Origin of the sequence: Kitasatospora sp. NPDC051170, assembly GCF_044455705.1 — a bacterium.
GTDB lineage: Bacteria > Actinomycetota > Actinomycetes > Streptomycetales > Streptomycetaceae > Kitasatospora.
The window spans coordinates 879,795-900,178 of record NZ_JBITFA010000001.1 but is presented as its reverse complement, the minus strand read 5'-3'; the positions used below and the strand labels follow the sequence as shown (position 1 = coordinate 900,178).

The 20,384-nt window shown below is 73.2% G+C and carries 15 protein-coding genes and 2 pseudogenes; 3 read left to right on the top strand and 14 right to left on the bottom strand.

From position 1 onward, the window contains the following. Positions 1 to 9 precede the first annotated feature (9 nt). Positions 10 to 1,281 carry an MFS transporter gene (locus ACIBCA_RS03940; RefSeq protein WP_396281198.1) on the top strand — a complete coding sequence of 424 codons (1,272 nt, stop codon included), beginning with the start codon at positions 10 to 12 and terminating at the stop codon, positions 1,279 to 1,281. 142 nt (positions 1,282 to 1,423) lie between these two features. On the opposite strand, the pseudogene ACIBCA_RS03935 reads toward ACIBCA_RS03940, so the two are convergent. Continuing rightward, positions 1,424 to 1,863: pseudogene (locus tag ACIBCA_RS03935) on the bottom strand (DUF5753 domain-containing protein). A 119-nt stretch (positions 1,864 to 1,982) separates the two neighbouring features. After that, positions 1,983 to 2,519 carry a hypothetical protein gene (locus tag ACIBCA_RS03930; protein ID WP_396281197.1) on the bottom strand — a complete coding sequence of 179 codons (537 nt, stop codon included), beginning with the start codon at positions 2,517 to 2,519 and terminating at the stop codon, positions 1,983 to 1,985. A 56-nt stretch (positions 2,520 to 2,575) separates the two neighbouring features. Between ACIBCA_RS03930 and ACIBCA_RS03925 the strand changes: the two genes are divergently transcribed. Next, the gene (locus ACIBCA_RS03925) at positions 2,576 to 2,965 is read left to right on the top strand and encodes a DUF6193 family natural product biosynthesis protein (protein ID WP_396281196.1); all 390 of its coding nucleotides are present in this window, start codon (positions 2,576 to 2,578) and stop codon (positions 2,963 to 2,965) included. Between the two features lie 255 nt (positions 2,966 to 3,220). Next, positions 3,221 to 3,589 (top strand): hypothetical protein, encoded by a 369-nt coding sequence (locus tag ACIBCA_RS03920; protein ID WP_396281195.1) that lies wholly within the window; start codon positions 3,221 to 3,223, stop codon positions 3,587 to 3,589. Between the two features lie 74 nt (positions 3,590 to 3,663). Here the strand turns inward: ACIBCA_RS03920 and ACIBCA_RS03915 are convergent. The 12 genes and pseudogenes from ACIBCA_RS03915 to ACIBCA_RS03860 form a co-directional block, all read right to left on the bottom strand. Beyond that, positions 3,664 to 4,206, bottom strand: a pseudogene (locus tag ACIBCA_RS03915) (hypothetical protein). A gap of 55 nt (positions 4,207 to 4,261) precedes the next feature. Next, entirely contained in the window at positions 4,262 to 5,053 is a 792-nt protein-coding gene (locus ACIBCA_RS03910; RefSeq protein ID WP_396281194.1) for a class I SAM-dependent methyltransferase, read from the bottom strand. 139 nt (positions 5,054 to 5,192) lie between these two features. Continuing rightward, complete coding sequence (locus ACIBCA_RS03905) at positions 5,193 to 6,101, bottom strand: LysR family transcriptional regulator (protein ID WP_396281193.1); 909 nt, start codon at positions 6,099 to 6,101, stop codon at positions 5,193 to 5,195. Positions 6,102 to 6,183: 82 nt separating this feature from the next. Next, positions 6,184 to 7,158: a hypothetical protein gene (locus ACIBCA_RS03900; RefSeq protein WP_396281192.1), complete on the bottom strand. Its 975-nt coding sequence runs from the start codon at positions 7,156 to 7,158 to the stop codon at positions 6,184 to 6,186. 78 nt (positions 7,159 to 7,236) lie between these two features. Next, positions 7,237 to 7,764: a GNAT family N-acetyltransferase gene (locus ACIBCA_RS03895; RefSeq protein WP_396281191.1), complete on the bottom strand. Its 528-nt coding sequence runs from the start codon at positions 7,762 to 7,764 to the stop codon at positions 7,237 to 7,239. Continuing rightward, positions 7,758 to 8,237, bottom strand: a complete 480-nt coding sequence (locus ACIBCA_RS03890; RefSeq protein WP_396281190.1) for a rhodanese-like domain-containing protein — start codon at positions 8,235 to 8,237, stop codon at positions 7,758 to 7,760. Before ACIBCA_RS03890 ends, ACIBCA_RS03895 begins: the two co-directional genes overlap by 7 nt. A 131-nt stretch (positions 8,238 to 8,368) precedes the next feature. Next, positions 8,369 to 9,523, bottom strand: a complete 1,155-nt coding sequence (locus ACIBCA_RS03885) for an acyl-CoA dehydrogenase family protein (protein ID WP_396281189.1) — start codon at positions 9,521 to 9,523, stop codon at positions 8,369 to 8,371. Next, on the bottom strand, positions 9,520 to 10,245 hold the full coding sequence (locus ACIBCA_RS03880; RefSeq protein WP_396281188.1) for an aspartate/glutamate racemase family protein: 726 nt from the start codon (positions 10,243 to 10,245) through the stop codon (positions 9,520 to 9,522). The genes ACIBCA_RS03885 and ACIBCA_RS03880 overlap by 4 nt, the downstream gene beginning before the upstream one ends. A 2-nt stretch (positions 10,246 to 10,247) precedes the next feature. Continuing rightward, the gene (locus ACIBCA_RS03875; protein ID WP_396281187.1) at positions 10,248 to 12,617 is read right to left on the bottom strand and encodes a hypothetical protein; all 2,370 of its coding nucleotides are present in this window, start codon (positions 12,615 to 12,617) and stop codon (positions 10,248 to 10,250) included. Then, positions 12,614 to 14,443: an amino acid adenylation domain-containing protein gene (locus tag ACIBCA_RS03870; protein WP_396281186.1), complete on the bottom strand. Its 1,830-nt coding sequence runs from the start codon at positions 14,441 to 14,443 to the stop codon at positions 12,614 to 12,616. Before ACIBCA_RS03870 ends, ACIBCA_RS03875 begins: the two co-directional genes overlap by 4 nt. 134 nt (positions 14,444 to 14,577) lie before the next feature. Further along, complete coding sequence (gene asnB, locus ACIBCA_RS03865; RefSeq protein WP_396281185.1) at positions 14,578 to 16,455, bottom strand: asparagine synthase (glutamine-hydrolyzing); 1,878 nt, start codon at positions 16,453 to 16,455, stop codon at positions 14,578 to 14,580. After that, positions 16,455 to 20,357, bottom strand: a complete 3,903-nt coding sequence (locus ACIBCA_RS03860) for an amino acid adenylation domain-containing protein (protein WP_396281184.1) — start codon at positions 20,355 to 20,357, stop codon at positions 16,455 to 16,457. The genes asnB and ACIBCA_RS03860 overlap by 1 nt, the downstream gene beginning before the upstream one ends. Between the last annotated feature and the right edge of the window lie 27 nt (positions 20,358 to 20,384).

Below are 20,384 nucleotides of genomic sequence, written 5' to 3'. Positions count from 1 at the left end.
GAGCCCACCATGGCCGTCCCGCAAACAGCCCTGCCCGAACGTGCCACCACACCGGCTCACCGCGACGCCAACGTGCTGCGCTGGCTCACCGCCTACACGGTCTCCCTCATCGGCGACAGCGTGTACTTCGTCGCCCTGGGCTGGTCCGCCCAGAAGGCCGCCGGTCCCACCGAAGTCGGCCTCGTCATGGCCGCCGGGGCAGTACCGCGAGCGTTACTCATGCTCGGTGGGGGCGTGGTTGCCGACCGGTTCGACCCCCGCCGGGTGATTCTCGGCAGTGACACGCTGCGCTGCCTCCTCATCCTGGCAGTGGCCGCCGGCATCGCACTGACGGCGCCGGCCTTGTGGATCCTGATCACGGTGGCGCTCGTCTTCGGCGCCGTCGACGCACTGTTCGTACCCGCTGTCGGCGCGCTCCCGCCCAGGATCACCACCCCTGACCAGCTGGCCCGGGTCACCGGCATGCGTTTGCTGTCGACCCGCCTCAGCCAGATCGCGGGCCCGCCGATCGGCGGCCTCGCCATGGGACTGGGCGGACCCGCGGCCGCCTTCACCGTCGCCGGACTGCTCATCGCGCTGTCCCTGCCGCTCCTGCTGACGATACGGATTCGGCCCCTCGGGGCGAGCGACGCCGGGCGGCCGGAGCCCGGCACCGTACGGCAGGACCTGCTCGACGGCCTGCGCTACATCCGCCGCCACCGCCTCATCGGCCCGCTCGTCGCCGCCGGCGCCGTCTGCGAACTCGGCCTCATCGGCACCCTCAACGTCGGCATGGTGCTCCTCAACGCCGAACGCGGCTGGGGCCCATCCGGCTACGGCTGGATCGTCGGCAGCTTCAGCGCAGGCGCAGCGGCCAGCGCCGCGCTGCTCGCCATCGCGGGTTGGCTGCCGCGTGCCGGCCTGATGATGGCCGGGACGCTGCTCGTGGGCTGCGCGGGCGCTGCCACGATCGCGCTGGTACCGACCCTGTGGCTCGCCGCGGTGCTGGCCGCGGCCATCGGACTGTGCGCGGGTGTCTTCGGCAGCCTCGACAACGCCCTCATACAGACCGCGGCGGACCCGGCCTACCTCGGCCGGGTCACCTCCGCCGTCATGCTCACCATGGTCGGCCTCGCCCCCCTCAGCTATCCCCTGGTCGGTGCCGCGATCGGGGCCTGGGGCGCTGCTCCGGTGTTCGTCGGCTGCGGCGTCGTCGCCAGCCTGGGAGCGGCTATCGCTCTGGCCTCCGATGCGGTACGGCACGCTGAACTTCCCCGGCGACGGCCAGGTGTGACGATCTGAACGTCCAGTCCCAGCCCGAGGACCAGCCTACGGCAAGGGCTGGTCGGCGACTCCCGCTGGGCGGCGGTCAGTCGCCGTCCAGCGGCATCCGGATCACGTCGTACGCGCGCAATGTCCTCAGCGGGCGTACTTGGATGGGACGTCATGTGGGCTTGTCTCTCTGATCAGTGATGATGGCAAGCGTGTCGTCGAAACCGAGGGCATCGGCCCTGATCGCGTCGAACTTCGCTCCGTAGATCTCTACGTCGGTGACTTCCTCGACCCAGAGATCGCCCAATGTGCCGTCCACCATGACGACATCGAGGTCCTGGCGCTGTGGGAAGCCGAGAATGGTGAAGGCGCCATCCGTGCCATGATGGGCCGGCGCGCCGATCGGCATGACCCGGAGGTTGATGTTCCGCTGGGCGGCCGATCGATCAGACGTGAGAGCTGTTCGGCCATTACGGCGGGTCCGCCGACGCCGGAGCGGATGGCCGCCTCATGGATGACGGCCCAGAGCGTGAGCGGTTCGGACCGGGTGAGTGCCCCTTGCCGGGCCATTCGCACGTCAACCAGGGCCTCGACGTTGACGTTGGGCCGCATGTTGAGCTTCCTGATGATCTCGCGTGCGTAGGCGGGTGTCTGGAGCAGGCCCGGATGCACCGGATCACCTCACCTCAGCCGCCCGGCCGGCCGGACCCACCGTCGGCCGCTGAGGCGGATCAGAGCGTCGGCCCCATGGGGGTGCTCGGGTTCTGCGCGGTGGCCGCCGCCCACTCCCGGAACTGCGCGAAGGGGATCGCGGACGGGGCAGGGGAATCGCGGAGGAACGCGACGCGGCAGCGGCGGCACAACCAGGCTTCCCGCCAGACCAGTTCGAGCTGGTGCCACTGCTCGGAGGTGTGCGGCCATTGGCCCGTCGCCTCGCCTCGGTGGCTTCGGTGGTCGGAGTGGAGGAAGTACCCGATCCCCAGCAGGACGGCGGCGATGGAGAACCCGCCGTAGTGGTAGCCGAACTGGTACGCGGCAGAGGAGTTGCCGCCGCTGTCGTCGGAGAACAGTGCGCGCAGCCCTGGTATGCAGAGGAGGCCGCCCAGAACGAAGAAGACCGTTGCGGCCGCGGACGTGCGCCCGGGTTCGGGCGGCATCGACAGGAGTTCCCGCGTCGGAGGGTCGAGCGGCCGGTCGGCGTCCAGGACGGCCTTCCGCACGGCGGCGGTCTCGTCCGCTGCGGCGCAGGTCGGGCAGGTGGCACTCATGTCGTGCTGGCTCCTCGGGTGTTGACAGCGGATCGGGCCGGCGTGATCGTCGGTTCATGATGATCGCGGATGACGCCGCCGAGCGCGACAGGGAATGGCAGGCATTGCTGGACCACTGGTGCCCGCCCCACAAGCCAGCGGACTGGGTCGGTCCCGCCGTCTGGGCCCTGCTCGAACTCGCCGCTGCGGAGCCGGTGTTGCGGGGGCTGTTCCCGTGGACGAGCATGAACGTGCTGCACGTGTCGAGGTCGGACGACTTCCGCACCAACGGCACGGAGCCGTTCCCGGCGGTCGCCGCATCGACGACCTACGGGTTCTCCGTGATGACGCACCCGTGGGGGCCCGACCATGTGGTCCTGGAGACCACGGATCCGGTGATCGCCCTGGAACACATGGTCCGCCTGACACGGGAGACGCTCGCAACCGACCCCGCGGAACACGCCTGAGCAGCCGTCGCGGCTGTGCACAGGAAGTCGGTCCCGCCGACTTCCTGTGCACGACTCGGAACCGTCTCCCCTACTTCCGGCAGGCATCTTGTGCGCTTCATCGCCCCCTGGATACGTTCACGGGCGATCGGCTCGGGTGCCACCGTTCTGTACACGGTCGTTACAGACCAAGCGTGTTGGGAGCGGCCGGTCCCGTTCGAGCGATCGCGTCGACGCATTCGCACGTGCGAGTGCACTACGGGGGAGGAACACCGGATGAAGACCAGGGCTGTTGCCAGCCTCGCGGGCCTCACGCTCGCGGCCACGGTCGCCGCGGTGACGCTGGCGTCACCCGCCTACGCCGACACCTACCGGGGCCACACCGAGCTGGCAGGATGCCAGGCCACGCTGTACTCGACGTACTCCAACGGCCACGACTACGTCAAATACGTGGCATCGACGGGCCAGTGGGGTTGCAGCGTGTTCCTGCGCACGTGGATCGGCCCGAACTCCTACGACCACGACTTGACCGGCCTGTCGCCGTACCAGTCCGCAAGTTCCGGCTGGTACTACGACGCCGGAGTGAAGACCCAGGCGTGCGTCCAACTGTCCAGCGTCGATATCTACTGCACGACTGCCTACTAGGAGCCGTTTCAGGGTTCGGATCCTGGGGTTGAAGTCAGGGACTTCAACCCCAGGTTCGATCCGCGCACGTGGCGTCAGAGCTCGAACACCGGCCGGGTGGAGAAGTCCTCGTACATGTCCTCGCCCTCCGGCCCGTACACGAACTCGGCGAAGAAGGGGTTGCGGTTGGCCGTGGCCAGGGGCAGCCATCCGAGCATGTGGCCGTAGCCGCCGCACGCCGACTCGCCACCGTCGCCGCCGTGCACCGAGGTGACGTCGGTCGTCAGCTCGGTTCGGTACGTGTCGTAGGCGATGTGCAGACCGAGGGCGTTCGGTTGGTGCTGCGGATCGGTGTGATCGTCGTAGGGGATCCGGTCGAGAGGGCAGTCATCGCCCCACCGGAACAGGCTGTCCGCACCGGCCCCGCAGATCGGAGCGAATCCGAATCCCTACTCCAGGCTCTCCTGGTAGTCGGCGGCCTGGCGGTGCATCCGGCCGCGGAGGTGCTCGACGGCCTCGACGGCAGCCACGCGACCGCCTGCCAGATCGGCTGCCTGCTGGGCGACTTGGCGTACGGCCGAAAGGTCGAACGACTGCCACTGGTCAAAGGTGAGGTCGGCGAGAGACCTGCGCCGCAGTCTTCCACGCAGGCATGACAGCGCCCCCGTCCGTGATCACGGAGCTGCGACGCTCTCAACCGGGTGAGCTCGCCGGGCGTGCCTCGATGAGGTAGCGCTGGGAGTGGGCCACGAACGGACCGTGGTGCTCGATGAAGGAGTGGAGTTCGGCCAGGCGGTCGCGGTAGTGGTCCACCGTGAAGCCGGGGACGATCCAGATCACCTTGCGCAGGAAGTGGACCACCGCCGCGATGTCGTGGAACTCCATTCGCAGGGCTTCCTGGCGCACGTCGACGACGTCCAGGCCTGCCGCCTCCGCGGCGGCCACCGCTGTGATCGGGCTCGTGCCCGAGTAGGTCGTGGTCGCCGACATCGGGCGTGAGGTCGGAGGCTGAGGCCCCATCATGAACTCGGTCAGCTCCCGCACCGTGCCGCTGCCGACGTGCTGGGCGAGGTACACGCCGTCCGGGCGCAGCACCCGGCGTACCTCGTCCCAGCGGGTCACCACGGGGTGCCGGCTGACCACCAGGTCGAACGACTCGTCCGCGAACGGCAGGTCGGCCGCGTCCTCGATCTCGACGACGGCCGCGTCGAACCTCGCCAGTGTGCGGCGGGCGATCGCGACGTTCGGGGGCCAGGACTCGGTCGCCGCCAACACCGGCGGGGCGACGGGGACCGAGGCCAGTACCTCGCCGCCGCCCGTCTGGATGTCGAGTCCGGCCGACGCCTTCGCCATCCGCTCGGCGAGCAGCCCCGCGTAACCCCACGACGGCCTCTGTTCGCTGGCACGACCGGCGAACCAGGAGAAGTCCCACCCTGCGGTGGGGACGGCCTCGCCTTCTTCCAAGAGCTCTTCGAACGTAGGCATGGCGCCGAGAATGACAGGCGAGAACGATGCACGCATCCGGGTTTCAGCGGTTCGCCATCAGGGCCACCTCGCGGATCCCGTGCGCAGGAAGTCGGTCCTGCCGACTTCCTGCGCACGGATACGTCCTGGTGGGGGTGTCTCAGTCCCGGGCTGGGCGGTGGGCCAGGGACAGGAGGTCGCGGGCGGGGCCCTGGGGGCGGTGGCCTGTGGGCCAGACGGCCCGTAGGGCGCGGCGCAGGTCGATACCGTCGACGTGGATGGCCACCAGTCGCCGGGCCAGCAGATCCTCTTCGACTGCGAGCCGGCTGAGGACCGCGGGACCGGCTCCGCAGATGGCGGCGGCCTTCACGGCCGTCGAGGAGGGCAGCTCCAGCAGGGGGCCGGCCGGGCCGCCGTGCGAGGCCAGGACATCGGCCAGGACCTGGCGGGCGCCCGATCCCTGTTCCCTCAGGATCAGCGGGGCGGCCGCCAGTTCCGCGGGGCGCACCCGGCTGCGGCGTGCCCAGGCGTGGTGCGGGGCGGTGACCACGACCAGTTCGTCCCGGGCCACCACGGTGGCGTCCAGCCCCGGAGGGATGGCGGCGCTCTCGACGAACCCGAGGTCGGCCTCGCCGCGGAGCACCTTCTCGGCCACCGCCCGGGAGTTGTCGGCGCTCAACGAGACGACGGTGTCCGGCCGTTCGGCCCGCAGGGTGACCAGCCAGCCGGGCAGCAGGTGTTCGGCCACCGTCAGGCTCGCCGCGACCCGCAGCCGGTTGTCACGCTCACTGCGCAGCGACTCGATCTCCGCGCCCATCGCCGCGGCGGCCTCCAGTACCCGGGCCGCCCAGCCGCTGACCAGGACCCCGGTCGCCGTGAGGCGGGAGCCGTTGGGGGAGCGGTCGAGGAGGCCGGCCCCGATCTGCCTCTCCATGGCGCGGATCCGGGCGGAGGCGGCCGGCTGGCTGATGCCGGCCTCCCTGGCGGCCTGGCCGAGGCTGCCGAGCCGGGCGACCGCGAGCAGCGTCTCCAGACTGGGCAGGTCGGGCACTCGATGGGAAATCGGCATGGTGGGTTCGCAGACGTCGTGGCGGTTCGTGGGGGAGTGGCGAAGTGCCTTACTGGCACGGCGAGTTCGGGTATCCGTGGGGTCAGTGGCGTCGCCGGCGCTCGCGGGCGGCCCGGGTGGCGAGGGCGAGTGCCGTGCCCGAGCCGAGTGCGATGAGGCCGACGGTCAGCGGGGTGCCGGTGGCGTCCGCGCCGGTGTGGGCCAGTTCGCCCTCGGGTGCCGGGGCCGACGGTCCGGAGGCGCCGGGGTCGGTGCCGGAACCTCCTCCGGTGGCCGGCGGGGTGGCCGTGGCGGACGGGTCGCCGGTGGGGGCGCTGGTGGGGCTGGCCGTGGGGCTGGGGTCGCCGGTGGGGCTGGCGGTGGGGTCGGCCGTGGGGCTGGCGGTGGGGTCGGCCGTGGGAGTGCCGGTGGGGCTGGCGGTGGGAGTGGCCGTGGGAGTGGCCGTCGGGCTGGCGGTGGGGCTGGCCGTGGGGTCGGGCTGTCCCGGGGTTTCGGGGACCAGCCGGATGACCTTCAGGGGCTTGATCTCCACGATGTCGGTGGGGCCGTGGTGCGAGAGGGCGCCGATGTCGATCCGGTCGGTGAACGGGCTGCCCGCCTCGAACTTCAGCCGGATCGGTATCTCGGTGACGTCCACCGGGATGGGCGCCTCGTCCACCGGGATCGGGAAGTCCTGCCAGTTGTCCTCGGAGTCGTTGAAGGACCGGGCGGCTTGCCACCGGCCGTCCAGGAAGTACTGGACCTTGATCTGATGGGACTTGAGTCCCACCCTCAGGGTGTCGTGGACCTGGAAGAACGTGCCGTGGAACTGCTTGTCCGCGGTCGCTCCCCGCAGGCCGACGGTGAACTCGCTCCAGCCGGCTCCAGGGACGAACTCGCCGGGCAGCCCGTGCAGTTCCACGGACGGCGCCTCCGCCACGCTTGACGACCGTGCTGCGGCGGCCGACGGTCGGTGCTCCCCGGTCCTCGCCGTCGCAGCCGGGGCGGCGGTCGCGAGGAGGAGCCCGGTGGCCCCGGCGGCGACGATGGTGCTGACGGCCGCTGATTTCAACTTCACGTGGTTCCCTCGTCCGTTGTCGGGTGGTACGGAAGGAATTCTCCGCATACTCACCGACATCGGGTAGTACACGTCTCTCTATGGGGTCATAGCCCGGCTCTCTGTCTCGCCCCGCCGTCCGGCGCCGGCCGGCAGGGAGAAGCGGACCTTGGGGAGGGCCCGGGCGCCGGTGCGGCGGTAGAAGCGGATCGCGTCGGTGTTCCAGTCGGGGGTCTGCCACTGGAGGTGGGTGATGCCGTGGGCCGAGGCCGCGGCGTCCTGGACGGCGTCGAGCAGGGCGCGGCCCCAACCGGCCCGGCGGTGGGGCTCGGTGACGAACAGGCAGTCCAGGTGGACGTGATCGGCGCCCTGCCAGGTGGAGAACTCCCGGGAGTAGGTGGCGTAGCCGGTGAGTTCGCCCGCGTGGTCGACGACGAGGCACCAGGCGCGCGGGTGCGGGGAGAAGAGGGCGGGTGCGAGGCGGGTGGCGAGGTCCTCGGGGACGGGGTCGGCGCGCTCGAAGGCGGCGTGGGCGGCGCAGAGGCGGGCGATCGCCGGCAGGTCGGCCGGGGAGGCCGGGCGGATCGTGGCGCCCGGCCGGCCCGGCTGTGCGGGGTCGTTCAGCATGCGCAGGAGATGCCCGAGCGGGGGGCGGTCAGGTCGTCGACGGGGCGCTGTTCGGTGCCGGCGGCGGTGTCGTAGGCGAAGCCCTCGCGGGCCCAGTACTCGAATCCGCCGAGCATCTCCTTGACCTGGTAGCCGAGGCGGGCGAAGGCCAGGGCGGCGCGGGTGGCGCCGTTGCAGCCGGGGCCCCAGCAGTAGGTGACCACGGTGTGGGTCGGGTCGATCAGCTGCGGGGCCAGGTCGGCGATGTGTGCGGTGGGCAGGTGGAGGGCGCCGGGGATGTGGCCCTGGTCCCAGGCGGCCTTGGCGCGGGTGTCGACCACGACGATGCCGGGGGCGCCGGAGGCCAGGTCGGCGTGGACGTCGGAGACGTCCGCCTCGAAGGCGAGGCGGGCGGCGTAGTGGGCGGCGGCCTCGGCCGGGGTGGCGGCGGGGACGTTCAGGACGGCGCTGGCGGGCTCGGCGGTGACGGGCATGGGAACCTCGTGTTCCTGCTGGTCGGGATGGGATCCGGTGGGCTGTGGCTCCATCCTGGGGGTTCCCGGGTGCGCCCCACGAGTGGCGTGAACGCCTGAGGGCGCCAAGATCCCGCCAGCCGAAAGAGGCTCTAGGCCAGGCCCAGGTGCCGGGCGATGATCATCTGCTGGACCTCGGTGGTGCCTTCGCCGATCTCGAGGATCTTGGCGTCGCGGTAGAAGCGGGCGACGGGGGTGTCGTTCATGACGCCGTAGCCGCCGAAGATCTGGGTGGCGTCGCGGGCGTTGGCCATGGCGGCTTCGGCGGAGACGAGCTTGGCCATGGCGGCTTCCTTCATGAAGGAGTCGCCGCGGAGCATGGCTTCGGCGGCCGCGCGGTAGGCGAGGCGGGCGGTGTGGGCGCGGGTTTCCATGGTGGCGAGTTTGAACTGGATGGACTGGTGGTGGGCGAGGGGGTGGCCGAAGGCGGTGCGGTCGGTGGCCCAGCGGAGGGATTCGTCGACGCAGCCCTGGGCGAGGCCCGTGGCGAGGGCGGAGACGGCGATGCGGCTCTCGTCGAGGACGGTCATGAACTGGGCGAGGCCGAGGCCGCGTTCGCCGAGGAGGTGGTCGGCGGGGACGCGGCAGTCGGTGAAGGAGAGGTCGTGGGTGTCGGAGGCGCACCAGCCGACCTTGGAGTAGGCGGGGGCGACGGTGAAGCCGGGGGTGCCGGCCGGGACGATGACGGTGGAGATCTCGGGGCCGTGGCCGCTGCCGGGGCCGGTGACGGCGGTGACGGTGACCAGGCTGGTGATCTCGGTGCCGGAGTTGGTGATGAAGGACTTGCTGCCGTCGATGACCCAGGAGCCGTTCTCCAGACGGGCCGTGGTGCGGGCGGCGGCCGCGTCGGTGCCGCCGCCGGGTTCGGTGAGACCGAAGCCGGCGAGGGCCTCTCCGGCGCAGAGCGGGGGGAGCCAGCGCCGCTTCTGTTCGGGGGTGCCGAAGCGGTGGATGGGTAGGGCGCCGAGGGTGACGGCGGCGGAGAGGGTGGCGGCGACGGAGGAGTCGACCCTGGCGAGTTCCTCGACGGCCAGGCAGAGGGCGAGGAGGTCGCCGCCCATGCCGCCGAACTCCTCGCCGAAGGGCAGCCCGAACAGGCCCATCCGGCCCATGTCGGCGACCAGTTTGCGGGGGAACTCCTGGCGTTCGTAGTAGCCGCCGATGACGGGCGCCACCTCCGCCCGGGCGAACCTGGCGACGGTGCGCCGCAGTTGCTCGTGCTCTCGGGACAGTCGCAAGCCACTCATCTCGATCCGGTGGGGGAGGCGGCGTACAGGCGGTCGACGCAGGCGGCGGCCAGGGCGTCGAGACTGGAGACGACCAGGCCGCCGGGGAGTCCGGACTGGGCGGCGGCCAGGGGGAGTTCGGTGCACGCGGCGACCAGGGGGACCGGCTCGCGGCGCAGGAGTTCGCGGGCGACGGCGCCGAAGGTCGCGGCGGCGGCGGGGAGTTGATTGGCCTTCACCAGGGTGGTGGCCGCGTGGATGCGCTCCTGGAGGGCGTCCTCCGGGAGCAGTAGGCGGTAGTCGGTGCGACGGGCGTGGCGCTGGTAGATCCCGCTGACGACCGTGCCGGTGGTGGCGGTGAGCCAGGCGCCGTCGGGGCTGGCGGCCCGGGCGGCGTCGAGGGTGGCCTCGACGATGTGGACCAGGGGGACGGGCAGCCAGTCGTGCAGGCGGTCGAGGTAGGCGTGCGCGGTGTTGCAGGGGACGGCCAGCAGGTCCGCGCCCCACCCGACCAGGGTCCGCAGGGACTGTTCCAGCAGTGGCATCGGGGCGTCGCTGCCGCTGATCAGCGCCTCGGTGCGGTCGGGTACGGCCGGCTCGGACAGCATCACGATCCGCGGGTGCTCCTGGTCGGTCGCGGCCGGGACGGTCCGGGCCAGGACGCGCAGGAACTCCGCGGTGGCCGCGGGGCCCATGCCGCCGAGGACGCCGAGGGTCGGGAGGCCGGGCGGGGTGCCGGCCACGGCTAGGACGCCCCCGCATCCAGGCCGCGCAGCTTCGCGTCGAGGCGCTGCGCCGCCCGGTCCTCGGCGAGGCGGGCCCGCAGCGCGGGCTCGGCCCACCAGGTGAGGTCGAGCGCGCCGTCGTGGACCCTGCCGGTGACGGTGAGGGCCCGGCCGTGGCCTCCGGACGGGCGGGCGAACTCCTCGACGTAACGGCCGGTGAGCTTCCAGCGGGCGGCGTCGGGGGTGAGGACGGCCGCGAGGTCGCCGAAGTGCTCGTAGCGCACGGCGGGTTGGGCATCGGCGGGTTGGGTGTCGGCGGATCGGGGATCGGCGAGCGGGGCATCGGGGAGTGGGGCGATCAGGCGGTTCGTACGGTTGCGGACGGTGTGGTCGAGGACGTCCACCGGCTGCGCCAGCACCTCCGCGAGGTAGGCTCCGATCCGATGGGCGGTCGAACGGTCACCGGGGAGCCGCGGAGTGCCGAGGTCGGACGGGAACGATCCGGCGGGCGCCGGCTCCACGACCCCGCCGGCCCGCAACTGCCCGAGCCCGAGGTCGAGGTCCTCCAGCAGCACCCGCCAGGACTCGACGTCCGCGACCAGCTCGTGCACGACGAGCAGCAGCCCGGCGGGCCGCGGCGCCCGGTCGAGGACGGCCGCGCGCAGCAGCCGTCCGCCGGCCGGGTCCAGGGCGGCGACGAGCCGCGCGCGGGCCCGGTCGACGAGCTCGGCCTCCTCGGCCTCGCCCCGGTCCCGCAGGTTGAGCGTCGCCACGGGCAGCCGGCCCCCGACGCCCTCGTGGTACTGGCGCCAGCCCGCGCCGCCCGACCCACCCGACCCACCCGCGCCGCTCTCGTCGAAGCGCAGCCTCAACGCGTCGTGGTGCAGCAGGAGTTGCAGGATCACGGCCTTCAGCTCGGCGGGCCCGCCGGCGGTGTCGTCCAGCGTCAGGGCAAGCGCCCGCGCGCCGCCGCCTTCCCCGAGGAGGGCGAGCTGTCCCGCCGTGAGCGGGTACCGGCGCGGCGAGTCCTCCGGCGCGGCGATGGCCGTGGACCCGGTGCGCGAGCCGCTGATCGCGGCCCGCTGGCGGCTGCGCAGCGCCCAGCGGTCCACGACGCCGCCGCTGCGCGGGATCTCGTCGACGGGGATCCACTGAGCGGGCCGCAGCGCGGCGGGCAGGGTCGGGGCGACGGCGGCCGCGAGCCGGGCGGGGGCGGTGCCGTCCCGGGGGACGTAGTAGACGCTCAGCCGGGCGCCGATCCGGTCGCGGTCGGCGGGGTCGGGGTAGCCGATGGTGGCGAGCATGCGGTGGACCTGGGCGGTGTCGACGGGTCCGCTCAACTCCTCGTCGGCCTCGGCGACGGTGAGGTGGCCGAGGCGCACCTCCCATCGGGTGGGCGCCTCGTAGTTGTGGTAGCCGCGTTCGGCGGAGTGCACGTACACGCCGACGTCGTTGATCATGCAGTTGGAGCTGCAGAAGCCGGTGTCGACGGGCTGCGACCAGAGGTCGGAGCGCTCGCGCAGGAAGGCGCGGATGTCGGTCTTGGTGACCTCCGAGTAGCGGAAGTAGTCGACGATCCGGACGGTGTCGACCGCCGACGCCTGGTCGACCGTCGATGCCTGGTCGACCGCCGACGCGGAGTGGGCGGAGTGGGCGGAGTGGTACGCGCGGCGGCCCAGGCGCAGCTTCTCCTCGATCTCGGCGACGTCGAAGACGCCCCGCTCGTGGAACCAGGACAGCCGCTCGTCCATGATCTGCCCCCGGGAGAGCCCGGTGACGATGCTGGGGATGTTGCGGGTGTGGGCGAGTTCGGTGCTGAGGTCGAGCAGCGAGCGGAAGCAGCCGTTGCAGACGCTCTTGTGGTCGCGCAGGGAGTCCAGGAAGACGGCCTTCTGGTCGGCCCTGGTCGCGGTGATGTGCTCGACGCCCAGCTCCTCGGTGATGGCGAGGCAGTTGCGCAGCGCGGTGCGGGAGATGAAGCCGTTGTCGAAGGTGAAGGTCATCACCCGCAGGCCGAGGTCGACCAGCCGGTACAGGACGTAGCTGCTGTCCTTGCCGCCGCTGAACAGCAGCAGGCAGTCGTACGCGGAGCCGCGCGCCTCGGCGGCGGCCCGCAGGGTGGGGGCGAGTTCCTCGGGCGGGCGGAAGTAGTCGTGGACGGCCCGGCGGTGGGCGGCGTAGTGGGTGCACAGGGAGCAGACGCCGTCCGCGTCGAAGGTGAGGCCGGGGTAGGCGGCGGTGATCCCGCAGCGGACGCAGTGCCGGGCGCCGGTGGCGGGCCCGTTGAGGACGATCGCGCAGTCCTGGACGGAGCTGTGGCGCAGGACGGCCTCGCGGACCTGCGCCTCGACGGCGGCGCTCTGGTCCGGGTTGAGCGGGGTGACGGTCACAGCGGGCTCCCGAAGAGGTCGTCGTCGGCGTCGGTTTCGACGAGGGTCTTCTCGACGAGGCGTGCGATGCCTTCGACGGTCTGGTGGGCGAGGAAGTCGGCGAGGGTGAGGGAGACGCCGAAGGAGTCCTTGATCCTGCTCAGGACGGTGATGACGGCCAGGGAGCCGCCGATGGCGAAGAACCGGGTGCGCACGTCCTCGACGGGGACGCCCAGGACGGCCGTCCAGAGGGCGGCGACGGTGCGTTCGGTGGCGTTGCGCGGGGCGAGGGCGTCGTCGGCGGGGGCCTGGGCGGCGGGGGCCGGCGGGCGCAGCGCCTTGCGGTCGATCTTGCCGGTGACGGTGCGGGGGATGCGGGCGGGCACGATGACCGCCGGTACGGCGGCGGCGTGCAGCCGTGCGGCGAGGTGCTCGCGCAGGAGATCGGTCTCCGGATCGGCCGTGGACTCGACGAAGGCGCACAACAGCGGTGCGGCGCCCTCCGGTTCGGCGAGGATCACGGCCGCCTCGTCCACGGAGGGGTGCTCGCGCAGGAGGGCCTCCACCTCCTCCAGCTCGACCCGGACCCCGCCGATCTTGACCTGGTGGTCCTTGCGGCCGAGGAACTCCAGCGTCCCCGCGGCCGAGGGCTCGGGCAGCAGCCGGCCGAAGTCCCCGGTGCGGTAGACGGTGACGGCGGGCCCGGTGCCGCCGCCGGCGGAGGTGGTGAAGGCCGAGGCGGTGGCCTCCGGGTCGCGGTGGTAGCCGAGCGCGGCGTACGGGGTGCGCAGGTGGATCTCGCCCACCCGGCCCTCGGGCACGGGCTCGCCGCGCTCGTCGAGGAGCAGCACCTCGGTGTCGGGCATCGGGCGCCCGATCGGGATCGAACGGAGCGCGAGGTCGGCGGGGGTGACGAAGTGGTAGAGCTTCGTCATCGTGGTCTCGGACGGTCCGTAGAGGTTCAGCAGCCGGACCCGCTCGCCGTACCGGTCGAACCACCGCGCCGCGTCGGCCGGTGCGAGCCGCTCGCCGGAGAGGGCGACGCAGCGCAGCGCGGGGAAGGCGAGGTCGTCGCCGAGGGCGGTGGGCAGCAGGGAGCGGAAGACCGAGGGGACACAGTGGACGAGGTCGACGCGCGCGCCGTGGATCCAGTGGGCGAGCGCCGCCGGGTCCAGCCGCAGCTCCGGGGCCGGGGCGACGGCGGTGGCGCCCACCGACAGCGGCAGGAACAGGTCGCGCAGGACGGCGTCGAAGGCGGGCGAGACGAGCTGGCCGACGCGCCATCCGGCGTCGACGCCCAGCAGCTCGGCCTCCCAGCGGAGGTAGTGGTCGACGGCGCCGAGCCGCCCGAGGACGGCCTTGCTGCGGCCGGTGGAGCCGGAGGTGAAGAACAGGTAGCAGGGGTCGTCCGGGCCGGGGGAGTGGCGCGGGTAGTCATCGGCCGAATCGTCCTGAACAGCACTCAGTTCGACGAGAGGCAGGCCCGCCGGTGCGATCTCCGCGGCGGTCTTCTCCTGCCCGGCGCCCACGAGCAGCACCTCGGGCGGCGCGTCGGCGAGGAGCCGGGAGAGCCGGTGCGTCTGGGCGGCGGCGTCCAGCGGGGCCGCGACGGCTCCCAGGCGCAGCACGGCCAGCAGGGCGGCGGCCAGGTCGGCGCGGTCGGGCGCCAGGACCGAGACCAGCGATCCGGCCCGGGCCCCGGCCCGGTGGAGCTGCGCCGCGACCCGGTCCGCCCGTTCGTCCAGGGCCCGGTAGCTGAGCGCGGCGTCGGCCGTCTCCACGGCGGTGCGGTCGGGGAACCGGGCGACGGAGCGTGCGACGAGCGAGTGGATCGCCTCAAAGGCCATGGCTGCTTCCTTCGTCGGGGCTGCGGTGCGCGGGCGGGGCGTCGGTGCGGGCGGGTCGTCAGGGCGTGGGCGGGGCGTCGGTACGGGCGGGGCGTCGGTGCGGGCGGGGCGTCAGGGCGCGGGCGGAGCGGGGTTCACAGGTGGCCGGGGAGCCGGAAGACGTCGAGCAGGATGCCGAAGGTCAGGACGACCAGGAGCACGTCGTCCTCGAGGTGCGGGTGCAGGTCGGCGCCCTCGCGCAGGTGCTCCGCGCGCAGCCGCTCGACCACGGCCGGGTCGAAGTACCCCTGCCGGGCGATCCGGGCGGGCGACAGCAGGTCGTTGACCCAGTCGAGGTCGCGCCGCAGCAGGCCCGGGCTGCCGGGGGCCCGGAAGCCGTACTTCTCCCGGTGGACGATCTCCGGGGGGACGAGACCGCGCGCGGCCTGCTTCACCACGGCCTTCTCGCCCAGGGCGTTGACCTTCAGCCGGTTGGGCGTGGTGCGGGCGAAGTCGAGGACGTCCCGGTCGAGGAACGGGTAGCGGGCCTCCACGGAGTTGGCGAGCGCCATCCTGTCCCCGTGGTCGGTGAGCAGGTGGTCGGACAGGCGCAGGGTGAAGTCCAGGTAGGAGCGCTGGCTCAGGCGCGGCCGCCCGGCGAGGCGGCGGTGGTCCACGACGGGGTGGGCCAGGCAGTCGAACTCGTCCAGGGACTTCCTGAGCGCGTCCGCGTACAGGCCCGACTTGGCCTCGCGCCAGGCGTGGTAGCGGCGTTCGTAGAAGAGCGACGGGTCTCCCCAGAGCCGCGCGCGCACGTCCTCCTCCAGGGCGTCCTCCAGCGGGTCCCCGGTGGCGGAGGCGGTGCGGCCCCCGGCGTCGAAGCGGTAGCCGAGGTACCCGCCGAACAGTTCGTCGGAGCCCTCCCCGCTCAGCACGGCCTTGACCCCGTGGGAGCGGGCGAGCGAGGACAGCACCAGCGAGCAGGTGTTGTAGGTCTCCCGGACGGGGCACTCGCTGTGCAGCACCATCCGGTGCAGCCGGCCGGCGATGTCGTCCTCGGTGAACTCGGCCTCGTGGTGCAGGGATCCGATCCGGGAGGCCATCAGGCGCTGGTAGCGGGACTCGTCGATGTCCGCGCCGGGGAAGGCGATGGAGAAGGAGTGGACGGGCGGCCCGGCCTGGGCGGTGAGGGCGCCGATGAGGGCCGAGTCCAGCCCGCCGCTCAGGTAGAAGCCGACGGGGGCGTCGGCGCGCAGGCGCGAGCGGACGGCCCGGTCGAGGAGTTCGCGCAGCTGCTCCCCGTACGACTCGTCGCTCCGCGGCGGCCCGTCCGCCCGCTCCTGGTCGGCGGTCGGGTAGTCGAGGTCCCAGTACGCGCTCTCCTCCACCCGGCCGTCGGAGGAGACGATCAGCCGGTGGCCGTTCTTGAGGCTCCGGATGCCGCGGAACATCGTGCGGGGGCTGACGAGCCCGGGGAAGGTCAGCACCTGGTCCAGGCCCGTCAGGTCGACCTCGCGCGGGACGCCGGGGTGTTCGAGGAGCGCCTTGATCTCGGAGCCGAAGACGAAGTGCCCGCCGGTGGTGGTGTAGTAGAGCGGCGCGATGCCGGCGTGGTCGCGGGCGAGGAAGAGCAGCCCGCGGCGGCGGTCGTGGACGGCGAAGGCGAACTGCCCGTTGAGGCGGTCGAGCAGGGCCGGGCCCTCGTCCTCGTAGAGGTGCAGCACCACCTCGACGTCGCAGCCGGTGCGGAAGCGGTGGCCGCGCGCCTCCAGGAGCGCCCGCAGCTCGCGGTGGTTGAAGATCTCGCCGTTGCAGACCATGGCGACGGTGCCGTCCTCGCCGGTCATCGGCTGCGCGCCGCCCTCGAGGTCGACGAGGCTCAGGCGGCGGAAGCCCAGGGCGACGCCGTCCTGGAGGAGGTGCCCGGCCGCGTCGGGGCCCCGGTGGGCGAGGACGGCCGTCATGCGCTCCAGGACCTCGGGTGGGGTGGGGCGGGCTGACCCGAAGGCCATCGAGCCGGCGATTCCGCACATCAGCGGGTCTCCTCGTCTCGGGGGAGGCGCTCGAGCGCCTCGGCCAGGGCCGGGCCGATGGTCCGCAGGGCGGCGGGCCTGAGCATCCTGAGGTGCTCGCCGTCCACCGGCACGGTGGTGACGGGCCCCGCGACGACGGGCTCCCACCGCCGGGCGAGGTCCCGGGAGCCGCCGGTCGCCTCGAAGAGCAGCAGGGAGCCGTCGAAGACCCCCGGAGACGGGCCGGGGTCGCGCGCCAGGGCGATGGTGTTGCGGGTGACGCGCAGCAGCGCCGCCACCGTCTCCGCGTCCAGGGCCTCCATGGCCTCACCGCCGTCGAAGGCGACGGCCTCGATGTCGGTGTCCGCGTCCGCAGGCTTGTCCCCACCAACGGCCGGTTCGGCGTCGATGACGGCGAGCAGGCCGACGCGGTGGCCGAGGCCGCGCAGCCGTACGGCGAGGGCGTGGGCGGCGGCCCCGCCGAAGGACCAGCCGGCCAGCAGGTACGGCCCCTCGGGCTGCGTGGCGGTGATCCGCGCGCAGTAGTCCTCGACCAGTTCGGCGAAGCTCCCGGCCAACCTGCCGCGCCCGTCGAGGCCGCGCGCCTGGAGGGCGTGCACGGGCCGCCCGGCCGGGACGTACGGGAGCAGCCCCAGGTAGCTCCAGCCGAGCCCGCTGCCGGGGTGGACGCACCAGAGCGGGCGGCCCTCGCCCGGGCGGAGGGTGATCACCGGATCGAGGAGGTCGGCGCCCGGCGGGTGCTCCCTCAGCAGGCGCTCGACCGTCCCGCCGAGGAGCACCTGCTTCATGGTCAGGGCGAGGCCCGTGGTCTCCTCGATGCGGGCGATCAGCCGGGGCAGGAGGAGGGAGTGGCCGCCCAGTTCGAAGAAGTTGTCGTCGATGCCGACGGGCCCGGAGCCGAGGAGTTCCCCGAACACCCGGCACAGCGCGGCCTCGGCGGGGGTGCGCGGGCCACGGCTGCCGCTGTGGGTGCCCGGGTCCGTGCCGGGCAGGGCCGCGCGGTCGACCTTGCCGTTGGCGGTGAGCGGCAGCCGGGGCAGGACGAGGATCGCGGAGGGCACCAGCGGCGCGGGCAGGGTCTCGGCCAGGGCCGCGCGCAGAGCGTCCCCCTGCGGCGGGCGGGCCGGGTCGGCGGGGACGACGTGGGCGACCAGGCGGCGGTCGCCCGCCGAGCGCTCCTCGACGCCCACCGCGCACCGGGCCACGCCCGGCAGGGCGAGCAGCGCGGCCCTGACCTCGCCCGGTTCGATCCGGTGGCCCCGGACCTTGACCTGGTCGTCGCTGCGCCCGACGTACTCCAGGAGGCCGTCCGAGCGCAGCCGTACGAGGTCTCCGGTGCGGTACATGCGCCCTCCTTGCCCGCCACCGGGCAGCAGGGGCCCATGGCCGGGCCCGTCGAAGGGGTCGGCGACGAAGCGGGCGGCGGTCAGCCCCGGCCGGCCCAGGTAGCCCCGGGCGAGGCAGGGCCCGGCGACGTACAGCTCGCCGACCACGCCCGGTGGGACGGGGTGCAGACGCCCGTCCAGGACGTACATCCGGACGCCCTCGAAGGGCAGGCCGATCGGGACGGCGCCCGCCGGGGTGGGCGCGCCCGGCGGCAGGCGGTGCTCGGCGCAGTTGACGGTGGCCTCGGTGGGGCCGTAGCAGTTGCGGACCTCGACGCCGGGGTACCGCTCCCGCCAGGGCCGCAGGGCTTCGCCGTGCAGGGCCTCGCCGCCGATCAGCAGCAGTTCGGAGGGGGCGGCCTCCGGGGGCAGCGCGCCCATCAGCTCCAGGTGGCTCGGCGTCACCTTCATGAAGGTGTGGCGCGGTGCGCCCCCGGGCTCGGACAGCTCGCCGAGGTGCACGCACCCGCCGCTCACCAGTGGGGTGAACAGGGCGGTGACGGTCAGGTCGAAGGAGAGCGGCGAGTGCAGCAGGCTCGCCCCGGCGGCGCTCGGGTAGGCGGCGCGGGCGCGGTGGAGATAGGCGCCAAGGGACCGGTGTTCGACGACGACGCCCTTGGGGCGGCCGGTGGAGCCGGAGGTGTAGATGACGTACGCCGCGTCCTGCGGGTGGAGGGGCGCGGTGCGGTCCCGGTCCGTCAGGTCGGCTGCGGGGTAGGCGTCGGACTCCTTCCACCAGGTCCGCGCATCGAGCCGGGAACCGGGGGAGTCCTCGGTGTCGGCGGTGACCAGCAGGCGCGGGGCCGCGTCGGCGAGCATGAGGGCGCGGCGCGGCGCGGGGTGGGAGGGGTCCATCGGCAGGTAGGCGGCGCCGGCCTTGAGGACGGCGAGCATGGCGGTGACGGCGGCGGCGCTCCGGGGCAGGGACAGGGCGACCAGGTCTCCGGGGCCGATGCCCTCGGCGGCCAGGTGCCGGGCCAGCCGGTTCGCCCGGGCGTTCAGCTCCCGGTAGGTCAGGCGCTCCTGGCGGTCGGTCAGCGCGAGGGCCTCCGGCGTCCGCTGGACCTGGGCCTCGAAGAGCTCGGGGAGGGGCACCGACGCTTCGGGGTGACGGAGGGTGTCCGGCCCCAGCCCCAGACCCAGCCCCGGCCGCTCGTCCGGGAGGAGGAGGGGGACGTCGCCGATGCGCTGCGCGGGGTCCGCCGTCAGGGCGTCCAGCAGGAGGGCGAACCGGTCCGCGAGGCGGGCGGCGGTGCCGGGGTCGAACAGGTCGCGGGCGTACTCCAGCAGGCCCTCCAGCCCGGCCGGTTCACCACCTGGCTCGCCGCCCGGCTCACCCTCCTTCCACCGCTCCCGCAGGTGGAAGGTGAGGTCGAACTTGGCCGTGGTCAGGGCGGTGCCCTCCTCGGTGGCCGTCAGGCCGGGGAGCCGGGGAACGGCCGCCGTGCCGTCCTCCAGCACCAGCATCACCTGGAACAGGGGGTTCCAGGAGGCCGAGCGCACCGGGCTCAGCTCGTCGACCAGCAGCTCGAACGGCAGGTCCTGGTGCGCGTAGGCCCCGAGGTCGCTCGCGCGCACCCGGGCCAGCAGCTCCTCGAAGGTCGGGTTCCCGCCGGTGTCGCAGCGCAGCACCAGCGTGTTGACGTACATGCCGACGAGCTCGTCCATGGCCTCGTCGGTGCGCCCGGCGACGGCCGTCCCGATCGGCAGGTCGGTGCCGGCGCCGAGCCGGGTGAGCAGCGCCGCGAGGGCGGCGTGCAGGGCCATGAACACGCTGGCGCCGCTGCGCCGCGCCAGTGCCGTCAGCCGGGCGTGGGTGTCCGCGCCGATCCGGAAGGGCGCCGAGGCGCCCCGGTGGCTGGCCACCGCCGGTCGCGGCCGGTCGACGGGCAGCGTGAGCACCGGCGGAAGGCCGTTCAACGTCTCGCGCCAGTAGGCGAGTTGGCGCCCGGCCAGGCTCCGCCCGTCCCGTTCGTCGCCGAGCAGTTCGCGCTGCCAGAGGGTGTAGTCGATGTACTGGACCGGCAGCGGCTCCCACGTCGGGGCGCGGTGCTCCAGGCGGGCCGTGTACGCCGTCTCCAGGTCGCGCAGCAGCGGTTCCAGCGACCAGCCGTCCGCGGCGATGTGGTGCAGCAGGAGGAGCAGCAGGTGGTCCCGGTCGCCGGTGGAGAGGAGGTGGAACCGTACGGGGGCCTCGGCGGCCAGGTCGAAGACGTGGGCGGCGGCGCGGGTGGCCTCCCGGTGCGCCTCCTCCGCCGTGTTCGGGCGGCCGGTCATCAGTACGGGCCAGGTGGCGGGGTCCTCCAGGACGACCTGCTGCGGGCCGCCCTCGGCCGTCACCGGGTAGACGGTCCGCAGGATCTCGTGGCGGGCCAGGAGGTCGATCAGCGCGGCGGCCAGGGCGTCGGTGTCGAGGGTGCCGGAGAGGCGGTAGAGCAGCGGGATGCGGTAGCCGGCGCCCTCGTCGAGCCGGTCGAGGAACCAGATGCGGTGCTGGGCGTGGGAGAGCGGGATCACCGGGCACCGCCCGTCCGTGGCAAGCGT

Coding starts and splice junctions, on each gene's coding strand:
- ACIBCA_RS03940 (WP_396281198.1), top strand. CDS start 10: ATGGCCGTCCCGCAAACAGCCCTGCCCGAACGTGCCACCACACCGGCT.
- ACIBCA_RS03930 (WP_396281197.1), bottom strand. CDS start 2,519: ATGAGTGCCACCTGCCCGACCTGCGCCGCAGCGGACGAGACCGCCGCC.
- ACIBCA_RS03925 (WP_396281196.1), top strand. CDS start 2,576: ATGATGATCGCGGATGACGCCGCCGAGCGCGACAGGGAATGGCAGGCA.
- ACIBCA_RS03920 (WP_396281195.1), top strand. CDS start 3,221: ATGAAGACCAGGGCTGTTGCCAGCCTCGCGGGCCTCACGCTCGCGGCC.
- ACIBCA_RS03910 (WP_396281194.1), bottom strand. CDS start 5,053: ATGCCTACGTTCGAAGAGCTCTTGGAAGAAGGCGAGGCCGTCCCCACC.
- ACIBCA_RS03905 (WP_396281193.1), bottom strand. CDS start 6,101: ATGCCGATTTCCCATCGAGTGCCCGACCTGCCCAGTCTGGAGACGCTG.
- ACIBCA_RS03895 (WP_396281191.1), bottom strand. CDS start 7,764: ATGCTGAACGACCCCGCACAGCCGGGCCGGCCGGGCGCCACGATCCGC.
- ACIBCA_RS03890 (WP_396281190.1), bottom strand. CDS start 8,237: ATGCCCGTCACCGCCGAGCCCGCCAGCGCCGTCCTGAACGTCCCCGCC.
- ACIBCA_RS03885 (WP_396281189.1), bottom strand. CDS start 9,523: ATGAGTGGCTTGCGACTGTCCCGAGAGCACGAGCAACTGCGGCGCACC.
- ACIBCA_RS03870 (WP_396281186.1), bottom strand. CDS start 14,443: ATGGCCTTTGAGGCGATCCACTCGCTCGTCGCACGCTCCGTCGCCCGG.
- asnB (WP_396281185.1), bottom strand. CDS start 16,455: ATGTGCGGAATCGCCGGCTCGATGGCCTTCGGGTCAGCCCGCCCCACC.